General features: G+C 64.6%; 9 protein-coding genes and 1 tRNA gene. 9 read left to right on the top strand and 1 reads right to left on the bottom strand.

Features of this window, described 5'->3' with window-relative positions; genetic code table 11:
• The first annotated feature begins 61 nt into the window (after positions 1-61).
• Positions 62-637 (top strand): LemA family protein, encoded by a 576-nt coding sequence (locus tag ACKVEX_RS06510; protein ID WP_473214897.1) that lies wholly within the window; start codon positions 62-64, stop codon positions 635-637.
• A gap of 25 nt (positions 638-662) precedes the next feature.
• Complete coding sequence (locus tag ACKVEX_RS06505; protein WP_473214896.1) at positions 663-1,565, top strand: hypothetical protein; 903 nt, start codon at positions 663-665, stop codon at positions 1,563-1,565.
• Positions 1,566-1,711: 146 nt separating this feature from the next.
• On the opposite strand, the gene ACKVEX_RS06500 is transcribed toward ACKVEX_RS06505, so the two are convergent.
• Positions 1,712-3,634, bottom strand: coding sequence for an ATP-binding cassette domain-containing protein (locus ACKVEX_RS06500; RefSeq protein ID WP_473214895.1), 1,923 nt, complete (start codon positions 3,632-3,634; stop codon positions 1,712-1,714).
• Between the two features lie 122 nt (positions 3,635-3,756).
• On the opposite strand from ACKVEX_RS06500, the gene ACKVEX_RS06495 reads away from it, so the two are divergent.
• From ACKVEX_RS06495 to ACKVEX_RS06465, 7 genes are all read left to right on the top strand, one after another.
• Positions 3,757-5,817 carry a site-specific recombinase gene (locus ACKVEX_RS06495; RefSeq protein WP_473214894.1) on the top strand — a complete coding sequence of 687 codons (2,061 nt, stop codon included), beginning with the start codon at positions 3,757-3,759 and terminating at the stop codon, positions 5,815-5,817.
• Positions 5,818-6,007: 190 nt separating this feature from the next.
• A tRNA-Arg gene (locus tag ACKVEX_RS06490) sits at positions 6,008-6,082 on the top strand.
• Positions 6,083-6,260: 178 nt separating this feature from the next.
• Positions 6,261-7,502 (top strand): tyrosine-type recombinase/integrase, encoded by a 1,242-nt coding sequence (locus ACKVEX_RS06485; protein ID WP_473214893.1) that lies wholly within the window; start codon positions 6,261-6,263, stop codon positions 7,500-7,502.
• Entirely contained in the window at positions 7,499-7,978 is a 480-nt protein-coding gene (locus ACKVEX_RS06480; RefSeq protein WP_473214892.1) for a hypothetical protein, read from the top strand. The genes ACKVEX_RS06485 and ACKVEX_RS06480 overlap by 4 nt, the downstream gene beginning before the upstream one ends.
• A 120-nt stretch (positions 7,979-8,098) precedes the next feature.
• Positions 8,099-8,407, top strand: coding sequence for a helix-turn-helix transcriptional regulator (locus tag ACKVEX_RS06475; RefSeq protein ID WP_473214891.1), 309 nt, complete (start codon positions 8,099-8,101; stop codon positions 8,405-8,407).
• A 133-nt stretch (positions 8,408-8,540) separates the two neighbouring features.
• Entirely contained in the window at positions 8,541-9,161 is a 621-nt protein-coding gene (locus tag ACKVEX_RS06470; protein WP_473214890.1) for a hypothetical protein, read from the top strand.
• Complete coding sequence (locus tag ACKVEX_RS06465; RefSeq protein ID WP_473214889.1) at positions 9,158-12,136, top strand: DNA primase family protein; 2,979 nt, start codon at positions 9,158-9,160, stop codon at positions 12,134-12,136. Before ACKVEX_RS06470 ends, ACKVEX_RS06465 begins: the two co-directional genes overlap by 4 nt.
• The last annotated feature ends 259 nt before the right edge of the window (positions 12,137-12,395 follow it).

The following is a 12,395-nucleotide window of genomic DNA, read 5'->3' as shown; positions in this document are numbered from 1 at the left end:
GAAAAAGCCACATCGTCGATATTCGAATGCGTTTATGATGCGCGAAAACCGCGGGGGCACCATGAGCATTTCGACTGCAATCTTACTCGGGCTGGTCGTCATCGTCGCGCTGTACGGCGTGATCATCTACAACGGCCTGGTCAATCTGCGCCACAACGTCGCCAAGGCCTGGGCCAACATCGACGTGCTGCTGAAGCAGCGCCATGACGAGTTGCCCAAGCTGGTCGAGGTGTGCCGCCAGTACAAGCAGTTCGAGCAGAGCACGCTGCAGCGCGTGACCGAAGCACGGGCGCAGGTCGCCAACGCGCGCGAGAAGCACGACGTGCCGGCGCTGGGCGAAGCCGAAGGGCTGCTGCGCATCGGTCTGGGGCAGATCTACGCGGTCGCCGAGGCCTATCCGGAGCTGAAGGCCAACGAACACTTCATGCAGTTGCAGTCGCGCATCACCGCGCTCGAGAACGGCATCGCCGACCGGCGCGAGTGGTACAACGAGGCGGTGAACCTGCTCAACGTGCGGGTCGACGAGGTGCCCGACCTGATCGTCGCGCGCCTGTTCAACTTCGTGAAGGAGCCGCTGTTGCGATTCTCGAAGGCGGAAAAGGCGGATGTGGATCTGAAGGCGCTGTTCAGCGCGTGAGCGCTGCGGACAATACCATCGCAGCATGCTGGTCAGGCTCAAACGGGATGTCGCGAATCTCACGTTGCCGGCGCTGCAGATCGGTATCGTCGCGGGCGCGCTGGCGATCGACGAGGCCTGGGGTTCGATCGCCGGGTTGACGCTGTTGATGGCCACCGGACTGTTCGGGTGGCTGCGCGCGATCCGCCATGCGCGCCTGATCGCGGACACGCCGACCTCGCGCATCGCATCCGCCGCGCAGGGCTACACCGAATTGCGCGGCCACGGACGGCCGCTGGACGGCACGCCGCTGCTGTCGCCGGTCAATGCTTTGCCGCTGCTTTGGTACCGGGTCGTGACCCAGCGCAAGCAGCGCGACGGAAAATGGCGCCATGTCGGCACGCAGCAGAGCGACGCGTCCTTTCTGCTCGACGACGGCACCGGCGTGGTCGCGGTGGACCCGGAGGGCGCCGACATGCTGGTCAGGCGTCGCGACGTGTTCGACCGAGGCGACATGCGCCACACCCAGTGGTCGCTGATCGCGAACGATCCGCTCTACGTGATCGGCGACTTCGCGACGCTGGGCAGCATCTCGCTGGTGTTCGACACGCGCGGCCAGATCCGCGACCTGCTGGCGGAGTGGAAGGCCGATCAAAGGACGCTGCTGGAACGCTTCGACCTGAACGGCGACGGCGCGATCGACCTCGACGAGTGGGAACTCGCTCGCGCGCAGGCCCGGCGCGAGGTGCTGAAGCAGCGCGCCGAGGTGCTCTCCATCGCCGAGGCCCATGTGATCCGCAAGCCGGTGGTGCGCCGGTTGTTCCTGATCTCCGACCTCGACCCCGCGGTCATCGCGCGCCGTTACCGCGCGTGGGGTGTGTTCCACGCCTGCGTATTCCTCGCCTCGGGCGCCGCGGCCGCATGGTTCAACCAGATCGGGACGTTATAGAACCCGCGCTGACGTCGATTGGCACGTGAGCACGACGTGCTATTCCTTCCCCTTGAAGGGGAAGGAACCTGCTATTCGACTCCATCAACCCAAAAGCAAGGCACGGCTCGCCCTGTTTGCCCCTTCCCCTCAAGGGGCGGGCGCGTTTAACCCTCCCCGCCGGCCTTGGTTTCGAGGGCTTCCCAGCGCTGCATCGCAGCGTCTATTTCCTGCTCCAGCGCGTCCAGCCGAGCCTTCACCCGCACGACTTCGCCCGGATCCTGCTGATACAGCGCGGGATCGGCCATTCGGCGATGCAGGCCGGCCTGCTCGGCCTCGAGCGCGGCGATGCGCTCCGGCAACGCGTCGAGTTCGCGCTGCTCCTTGAACGACAGTTTCACCGTCCTTGGCGCGACGCTGCGGGCGACCGGTGCGTCGCGGGCCGGCGCACGCGTGCGTTCCGCCCTGGCCTGCTCCCGCGCCTCGGTGGCGCGCGCGTTCTGCACCCGCAGCCAGTCCTCGTAGCCGCCCGCATATTCGCCCCAGCGTCCGTCGCCCTCGGACGCGATCACCTGTGTGACGACGTTGTCCAGGAACGCGCGATCGTGGCTGACCAGGAACAGCGTGCCGTCGTATCCGGCGAGCAGGTCCTCGAGCAGGTCCAGCGTCTCGATATCCAGGTCGTTGGTCGGTTCGTCCAGCACCATCACGTTGGCCGGCCGCGCGAACAGGCGCGCAAGCAGCAGGCGGTTGCGCTCGCCTCCCGACAGCGACTTGACCGGCGAGCGAGCGCGCTGCGGCGCGAACAGGAAGTCACCCAGGTAACCGATCACATGCTTCTTCTCGCCACCGATCTCGACGAAATCCGAGCCCGGGCTGATGACCTCGGTCAGCGGCAGCTCCGGGTCGAGCTGCGCGCGCATCTGGTCGAAATAGGCCACGCTCTGGCGCGTGCCGCGACGCACCGTGCCGCTGTCCGGTTCGATCTCGCCCAGGATCAGCTTCAGCAGCGTCGTCTTGCCCGATCCGTTCGGGCCGATCAGGCCGACCCGGTCGCCGCGCATGATCCGGGTCGAAAAGTCGCGCACGATGACGCGATCGTCATAGCGCTTGGTCACGTCGGTGAGCTCTGCCACCATCTGGCCGCTCTTCTCGCCCTTGTCCACAGCGAGCTTCACGTTGCCGAGCCGGTCGCGACGGGCCGCGCGCTCACGCCGCAAGGCCTCCAGACGCCGCACGCGGCCCTCGTTGCGGGTGCGGCGGGCTTCGACGCCCTTGCGTATCCAGACCTCCTCCTGCGCGAGCACCTTGTCGAAGCGCGCGGCGGCCTTCTCCTCGGACTCGAGTTCCTCGGCCTTGCGCCGCTGATAGTCGCTGAAGCGCCCCGGGTAGCTGCCGAGGCGGCCGCGATCGAGCTCGATGATGCGGGTCGCGACATGGTCCAGAAACACCCGGTCGTGCGTGATCACCACCACGGCGCCGCGAAAGTCGCGGATCAGACCCTCGAGCCACAGGATGCCGTCGATGTCCAGGTGATTGGTCGGCTCGTCGAGCAGCAGCAGATCGGGCTCGCACACCAGCGCACGGGCCAGCGCGACGCGCTTCATGCCGCCGCCGGACAGGCTGCCGACCGGCACGTCTCCGGCGAGCCCCAACTTCAGCAGCACCTCGTCCACGCGCTGATCGAGCCGCCAGGCGTCGGCCTGCTCGACTTCATGTTGCAGCGCCTCCAGCCGCGCCATCGCGGTATCGTCATGGCCGTCGGCCACCGCATGCATCGCGGCATGATAATCGACCAGCAGCCGGGCCGCGTCGCCGAGACCGTCGGCGACCGTGGCGAACACGTCCCGCTCCAGCGGAAAGTCCGGCTCCTGCGGCACATAGGCGATCTTCAGGCCGTCCTGGCGCCAGATGCTGCCGTCGTCGAGCACCGCCTGACCGACCAAAGCCTTGATCAGACTGGATTTTCCGGAACCGTTACGCCCGATCAGCGCGACGCGTTCGCCCGCATCCAGCTGGAACGACGCATGATCCAGCAGGGCCACGTGCCCGAAGGCGAGGCAGGCGTTGTCCACCGACAGAAGAGGCATGGCGTTTCGTACTCCGGCAATGAACCAAGCTCATGATTGTACCGGCCTGCTAACATAGCGGGTCGTTTCAATGTTAATGCGGTGCACCATCGACCCGGAATCGATGCATCCGCGGGAGTCAAATGGAAGCAGTCCTGAGAAAATTCGGCCAGCCGGGCGAGGACGAGGTGCAGACCTGGGTCGCCCTGGTGGATCGCCTGCGACCGGTGCGCGCGAACGACGTCGAACTGGCGACCGAGCACCTGCGCGTGCTCAAGCGCCTGCTGCGCCGGCGCGAGGATCTCAAGGAACAGCTCCGCGATGCGGTGATCCGCCTGTTCATGCAGCGCAAGGTGGTGTCGCTGTACGTGTCGTCCGGCCTGCTGCCGTCGTCCGGCTTCTTTTCCGAGACGTCGCGGCGCATCTCTGGCCGACTGCTGCCCGACGTGGTCGACACGCACTACATGAACGGCGTAATCGCGACGGTGTTTCACAAGGTCAGCGACGAGGTCTGGGTGAATGCGATTCCGGACGAGGTCTGGATCGATTTCATCAACACGCTGTTCGACCCGACCGAAGCCGAACTCGACTTGCGCAACCGCAACGAAGTGCCCGATCCGGTCGAGGAGATCATCGAGGCGCTGCGCATGCTGTCCTACCATGTCTCGTCGATCGGCCTCGACCCGGAGCTGGTGCGCATCGATCCGACGCTGGAGGAGCACGAATCGCCGTTCCTGGCCCAGAACGCCGAGCTGGTCGCATATCTGGCGAACTACAAGGCATGGTGGGCCGATGAGAGCGCCGAGACCGAGGACGAGAAGCACCTAGCGGTGATGCTCGACCAATGCGAGGACGTGGTGCTGCGCATCCGGCGGCGCGCCGCGAAGATCGGCACCAGCCTGTCGCTGACCTTCAAGCTGGAGCGCCTGCACCAGCACCTGGAGCGGATCTCGGCGCTGCTGGCGCTGCTGCTGCAATTGCGCAGCGAGCGCAACATCAACTCGATCGCCAGCCATGTCACGCGCCTGCTGAAGGAGCTGATCAGGGCGGAGTGCCGCAAGAACAAGTTGTCCGACTACTGGGGCAAGAACGTCGAACTGCTGTCGCTGCGCATGACCGAGAGCGCGAGCAAGACCGGCGAGCGCTACATCACGTCGAATCGGCGCGAGTATTTCGGCATCCTCCGCTCGGCTGCACTCGGCGGCGCGATCATCGCGTTCATGGCGACCTTGAAGGTGGTGCTGGAACGACAGGGGTTCGCGCCGATGAACGCCGGGCTGGCGTTCTGCCTGAACTACGGCCTCGGCTTCGTGCTGATCCACATCCTGGGCGGGACGGTCGCGACCAAGCAGCCGGCCATGACCGCGAACGCGATCGCGGCCTCGATCGGCGAGGCGCGCGGCAAGCATCACGACCTGCACAATCTGGTCGAACTGATCGCGCGCACCGTGCGCAGCCAGCTCGGCGCGATCCTCGGCAACGTCGGCATCGCGATCCCGATGGCGGTGCTGATCGGCCTGGTGATCCATGCCGTGACCGGCAGCGCCTTCGTCGCACCGGACGAGGCCTACAAGATGCTCGACGATGTCCATCCGTTGAGCGGCGCGATTGTGTTCGCCGCGATCGCGGGGGTGTGCCTGTTCCTGTCCGGCCTGATCGCGGGCTATTACGACAATCTGTCGGCCTATGGACGCATCCCGCAGCGCCTGCTGCAACTGCGCTGGCCACGCCGGGTGTTCGGCGAGGCGCGCATGCAGCGGGTGTCCGCCTACGTGGAAAGCAACCTCGGTGCGCTGGCGGGCAATTTCTTCTTCGGCTTCCTGCTCGGCGGCGTGACCGCGCTCGGGGTATTGTTCGGCCTGCCGCTGGACATCCGCCACATCGCGTTCTCGTCGGCCTATGTCGGCCACGCGCTGATCGGCCTGGAGTTCGGCCTGCCCTTGCAACTCGCGGCGCTGTCGCTGCTGGGCGTGCTGCTGATCGGCATCACCAACCTGACCGTGAGCTTCGCGCTGACGCTGTCGGTCGCGATGCGGGCACGGCGCATCACCTTCGCGCAGGGCCAGGAGCTGATCGGCCTGATCTTCCAGCGCCTGCTGCGCGCCCCGCGCGACTTCTTCCTGCCCCCGAAACGCGACCCCCGCCCCGAAGAGGCCGCGCCCGAACCCGCCAACGGCGCGCCTCAGGCGCGACGGCAGCGCTGAACCCTGCTCCGGACACGACACGTCCCCCGGATCGGGGCGGTGCAAACCGCGAAAGCAGCGTGTCCAATTTCCCGACGCCCATTCGCGGCTTACGCCGCTCCCACGCGGGGGTGATGCGCATCGGTTTTGCGCACGGAATCATGTGGTCGAGCTTGGTAAGCCAGGGCCGAACCGGCTAGAATTGCGCCCTCTCTCCGTAGTTCAATGGATAGAACGGCCGCCTCCTAAGCGGCAGATGCAGGTTCGATTCCTGCCGGGGGGACCACAAGCCCCCAAAAAGCCCAGTAAATTCAACGCTCGAAGGACCAGAAACCCGCACTGCTACAGGCTTTGCGGGTTTTTTTTATTGTCCGAGATAGTCCAACTCGTCTATTGCGTTCTGGGGGCAACTGGGGGCAAGATTGGGGGCAACAGCAGAAACACCCCAAAGGAGTTGCCCCCAAATGCCGCTTACCGACACCGCAATTCGCGCCGCAAAGCCCGGCGACAAGACCCGCAAGATTTATGACGAACGCGGCCTCTACCTGGAGATCGCCCCGACCGGCGGAAAGTGGTGGCGGCTGAAGTATCGCCACGGGGGCAAGGAGCACCGGCTCAGCCTGGGCGTCTATCCCGATGTCGGGCTCAAGCAGGCGCGCGACAGACGCGACGAGGCGCGCAAGCTGCTGGCCGACGGGATCGATCCTGCTGCGGCGCGCAAGGAGGCGAAGCGCATGGCCGATGTCGCTGCCGCCAACTCGTTCGAGTCCGTCGCCCGGGGCTGGTGGGAGAAGTGGCGCAAGGATCGCACCGAGGGGACCGCTGATGCCGCCATCCGCGCGCTCGAGGCCAACGTGTTCCCATTCATTGGCAAGCGTCCGGTCGCGAGCATCCAGGCACCCGAGATCCTGGACCTGCTCCGGAAGATCGAAGCGCGTGGAGCCACGGACATGCTCAAGCGCACCCGGGCGAGGATCAGCGAGATCTTCATCCATGCGATCGCGTCCGGACTGGCAACACACAACCCGGCACAAGGGCTACACAAGGCGCTGCAGACTCACACGGAGAAGCGCCGCCCTGCCCTGCGCACCAGCGAGCTGCGCGACTTCTTCATCAAGCTCGATGTCGTGCGGATCTCCCAGCCGGTCAAGCAGGCCGTCCGCCTGCTGGTGCTGACCTTCGTTCGACCAGGTGAGCTGCGATGCGCTCAGTGGGGCGAGTTTGACCTCGACGGCGCCACCTGGGTCGTCCCGGCCGAGCGCGACCGCACCCGAGGGCTGACCGGTATGAAGATGGCCGAGGAGCACGTCGTTCCGCTCTCCAGACAGGCCGTCGAGATCCTCACCGAGATGAAGGCCGCCGCCGGTCGGAGTGACCTGCTGTTCCCGAACCGAAACGGGCAGGGTCGGCCGATCAGCGACGGCACGATCAACAAGGCCCTGCGTGCGATGGGCTACTCGTCGGCCGAGGTCAGCGGCGCCGGGTTCCGGGCCACCGCGACAGGGGCACTGCTCGAGCTGGGGTTCCGGCCCGAGGTCATCGACCGGCAGCTCGCCCACCGCGAGCGCAAGCAGGTATTCGCCGCCTACTCGCACCATGCCCAGTACCTGGCCGAGCGAAGGCAAATGATGGAGGCATGGGCTGACTACATCGATCAGCTGTGCAAAGGCGCCGACGTCATTCCGATCAATCGAGGTGCAGCATGAACTGGAAAACGGATCTCAAGGCCGCGCCAAGCGACCCGGACGCAGCTGCGCGGGTGCTGGGGCACGCGAGCGGGTTCATGCTGCGCGGCGAGGCGCTCCCGGAGGAGCTGGCCGAATACCTGGGGCGCGCTCTGGCTGTTGCCGCACGCCAGGCCACGAACAAGGAAGTCGCCGACACCCTCGTCTATAACCTCTACCTGGCACGGGACGCGGCTATTGGTCGCCCGCGAGCGCTACCGGACGCCGATGTCGTGTTTCTCGATTACGGGTTCGGCGACGAGGACCACCCCTCGCTGACCAAGTGGGTGAAGGCCTATGCCGCGCGGCACCGGGTGGCGGAAAGCACGGTCTGGAATAGGGTGCGAGCCGCCCAGAGAGCCGACGAGGCGCACGCTCGCGAAATGACGGATTACGTGGAGTCGCTGACACCGTCCGAGCTCGAGGCCTTCCTGAAAGACCCAGATGACCCACTCTGAACCACTGGAATCCACCTGAGTGGGTGTGCATTTAGTCCATTTGTTTATGCACAAGCCATGACGTGACACTGCATTCCAGAGCATGACCAAACCGGTCATGTGATCTTCAGGAGCAGTGTCATGGAAACAGAACGCATCATCCGCCGCCGCGAGGTCGAGCACCTCACCGGACTGGCCAGAGCCACGATTTACCATCGAGCCAAGGACGGCACCTTCCCCAAGCCGATCAAGATTGGCACGTTCAATGTCGGCTGGATCGAGTCCGAGGTGAAGGCCTGGATCGCCGAGCGCATCGCCGAGCGCACCGATCCGAACGCAGGCCGCAAAGCTGGCCGCAGCGAACTGACGGCGCAGACCACCGAGCACATCACCGAGCGCACCGACCCGAACGACGGCCGCAAATCTGACCGCAGCGAGGTGGCGCGATGAAAACATCAACCATCCGCCGATGGCTCGCCGCCGTCCGGCTCGAACTGCGCGAATACCGCCTGGCTCTGGGCTGGTTGTTTCTGAATGGACCGCCGCCGTCCGCGCCACCGCCCCGCGATCGGAGGGCGCAGCCATGAGACTGAAAACTTTCTACAGCAACGGGTTTGCCCCGCTGCCGCTGCCGACCGACGCCGAGATCGAGATCGCGAAACAGGAGTGCGAGCGGCTGGGCCTATATGGCCCGGTTCAGGCGTGTCACGAGCATCCGGACTGCATCCGCGCAGCCTTCGCCTGGCTGGACGCACAGCAGAACACGAAGCGTCCCGGCCCCGGGATGGCCGCAAAAGGGGTCATCGAGCAGTGGATGAATCGGTATGTGTCCCGCACCGATGTGGTTGTGGCCGCGTTCCTGCACCCGAGGATCGAAGGCACGTACCCGTACTACAACATCCGCAAGCGTCAAATAAAACCGGACACGTCGCGCCTGGCGGGCCTGGAGGTGAATATCCACCGCTACCCAGACCAGGCCGGCAACTACTGCGGCTACGAGACAACACCGGACCGGAGTCGATTCCCACGCCTGGACGTGAAAGCGCCCACCGGCGGGGACACGCAGGCGGGCGCGGGCGGTACGGACACACAAGGGAACACGACATCGCTGGAGCTCAACCCAGCGCGGTCGATTATGCCCCAACGTTCCAGTGATGGGTATGTTTTCTTGCGACCGGTTCGGTCGATCGGAGGTGTGCGATGAACCGTCGAGAACCGAACCAACAGTCCGTCGAGGACTGCATGATCTGCGAAGCGGCGCCGTGCATCTGCTCGACGTTGGTTGAAGAAGCCGCCAAGGAGGCGATCGCCCGCGCGAAAGTGACCACACCATCGACACCGGCGCCCAACCCGGCACCGGTCATCCTGCCGCCTGCCGACACCGCGGCATTCACAATGACGCGTTGGTGGAAGCCGAATGGTGTGTCTTACCACGTCCGCAAGACCATCAGCCTTGACGAGGACGGCAGCAAGATCGATGTGCCGCGGGTCAATCTGTGTGAGGGCACCGCTGAACGGACTGCGACGACGCTCGGCCGGCTCTTCAACGCACTGCGCGCGGATCCGCCCGATGGCTTCGCGTTCATCACCGCCGGTGTTGCGGACAAGGCACTTGTGGTCGTCGCTCAAGGTGTCCGGTCGCCGGAGAAATTCCCGCACCCAGCGGGTCCGGCGCTGCTGCCACTCGACGGTGATCAGTTGAACTGTTGGGATCTCCCCCGGGCTGTCGATGTGGTCGCGGCCTACCGGTCCGTCGGCGTCAGCTCGGACATCGTGAGCAGCAGCAGCGCGAGCGCAAACCTGCGGTGGCCGACGGGTTCGAGTGGGATGAAGGGCCTGCACTGCTACGCGGTCATCGATCACGGGACCATGATTCCCGAGGTGCTCAAGCGACTGCACGTGCGGGCCTGGCTCGCAGGTTATGGTCGGATCCAGGTATCAAGCAGCGGCGTTCCACTCGACAGGAGCATCATCGACACCGCCCTCAAAAGCTCGAACCAGCCGATTTTCGAGTACGGCGCCGTCATCCTCGATAAGCGGATCACACAGCGTCGCGATGTCGAGTGGCACCTGGGTGAGTGCCGCATGCTCAAGGCCGCGAGCATCCCGCCGCTCACCGACGACGAGGAGGCGCGGTTCGATGAGCTCGTCGAAGCAGCCAAGGCCGACGAGGAGGTCCAGGAGGAGATCGCGCGGAACACCAAGGTCTGGATCAAGGAGCAGCTGAAGAAGGTGCCGAAGGCCGAGCGTGCTGCGGTCAGGAAGACGCTGCTCGCCGCCCGCGACAAGAAATATCGTGATCTGCACGACGGTTTCGAGGTGACACTGAACGACGGAACGACGGTCACGGTCGCCGAGATCAAGGCGGACCGGCCCCGGTTCGACAGGATGGCGATCCGTGATCCATTCGAACCGGACTACGGCACGAGCAAAGCGACCATCGCCCTGTCAGGACAGATGGACAATCGGCCGAAGATCCTGTCCCGGGCACACGGGCTTGACGTCGTCTATTTCCTCGACCAGAAGCAGAACGACGCGCCGGTCGATCCGGCCATCTGGACCGAGGATGACGACGCGCCTGTTGGGTCTGTTGAAGGTGCCGACGGGTCTGACGACGGGCCGAGTGAGTCTGGTGGTGCCGACGTGCCTGTTGGGTCATCTGAGCCAGATGAACCCGCGTCCTGGGTCAGGCGCGAGATCCCGTCGGGTGCGCTGCTCCGCATGACAACCGACAACGGTTGGGTGCGGCTCGTGCCCAGCCAGGCACGCGACCGCATTCTGCCCGCACTACGCAACCGGTTTGCACAGTCGCGCGAGGCGATGGCGTGGCACGCTTGGGACGGCAGCCACTGGGGTTTCGACAAGAACGGCATGGCGCTGAACCAGGTGCTGCACGACATCATCAATATCGGCTGCGGCACCCTTGGTTTTGGCAAGCCCTATGTCAAGGGCGTGCGCGACCTGATGGAGATGGCCGGGAACCTCCCGCTGCCTAAACCGCTGGATCGGAACGCGATCCCGTTCCGCAATGGCGTGCTCCTGCCCAAGACCGGCGAGCTCCGGCCGGCGGATCCAGCCAACGGGAACATCTGGTGTTTGCCCTACGACTATTCGCCAGACGCCACCTGCCCGGAGATCAAGAGGTATCTGACCAGCGCGATGGGCGGGGATCTGGAGATGGTCGAGTACTTGCGCGCGGTACTCGCAGCCATCCTGCACGGCCGGTTCGACCTGCAGGTGTTCTTCTACCTGCAAGGCCCGGGTGGGTCTGGCAAATCGACGTTCCTGCGGTTGGCGGAGGTGCTGGTTGGTGACCTGAACTGCTACGCGACCACCCTCAAGGCGCTCGAAGGCAACCAGTACGAGACGTCGGCCCTGTATGGGAAGCGCCTGGCGGTCATCACCGATGCTGGTAAGTGGGGCGGTGACGTGAGCACCCTGAAGGCGATGACGGGTGGTGACAAGCTCCGCAGCGAGCGGAAACACGAGCAGCAGAGCAGCGGCTCGTCGTTCGTATTCGAGGGCATCGTGTTGATCGCGTCGAACGAGCCGCTCGTATCGACGGATCTGACGAGTGGTGTTGTCCGCCGCCAGCGGAACATTCCGTTCGTGCACCAACCAAAGCCAGCCGACGTGGCTCGATGGCGTTCGGTGGGTGGCGATGAGGTGGTGTTGCACACCGAGGCGCCCGGGCTCGTGAGTTGGTTGCTGGGCCTCTCACAGGACGAGATCACCCGTCGAATCAACAGTGGGCCGCGGGCGATGGTGCGGGGTAACTTCGAGGCGCTGAAGGCGAGCAACCGGGTCGTGCGGTGGCTGGTCGAGTGTTGTGTTCCGGATGAGACACATCACGCCGTGATCGGACAGCAGAAGGTGCGTCGAGAGGGTGGTTTGACCTTCTACGAGGACGCGTTATCGAAGTTGTACCCGAGCTTCCTGGCGTTCTGCGACGCGGAGGGTACTCAGCATTTACCGCGGCCCAGGTTCATCGAAACGGTCAAGGACATGACACGGACGCTAGGCCATCCGGTCGAACAAAAGCGTAAGCCAGGCGAGAACGTCGATTCACTGCGCGGGATCCGTCTGCGCGAGGAACGCGAACTTCGATACCGATGGAACGACAGTGTTACAGATGACGAGCTGGAGATACCACCAAACCCGTTTGACGAACCACTCTGACAGCCACCACGAACCCGCTGAAAAAGCGGGTTTTTCATGTAGCACCCCACAAAAACACCCCGTTTTTGTGGAGATTTGCCCAGAAAAGGCGAAAATGTGGAATGACTTTGGAATACTCCACAGCTCGCAATCCCAGTAACGGCGCGGAATTTAGTCGTTTTTGTGGAGTTGTGGAGCATGTGGAGCAAAAAAATACTTTTAAATTTTACCCCCCCCCTGCTTGCTTTTTTCGATGGCCGGGACTGGTAGCGCCCGGTGT

Source organism: Denitraticella aggregata (genome assembly GCF_048158365.1).
In the GTDB taxonomy this organism is placed as follows: Bacteria; Pseudomonadota; Gammaproteobacteria; order Burkholderiales; family Rhodocyclaceae; genus Azoarcus_F.
Note: the sequence above shows the minus strand (reverse complement) of the source record. Positions and strands in the feature narration are given on the sequence as shown.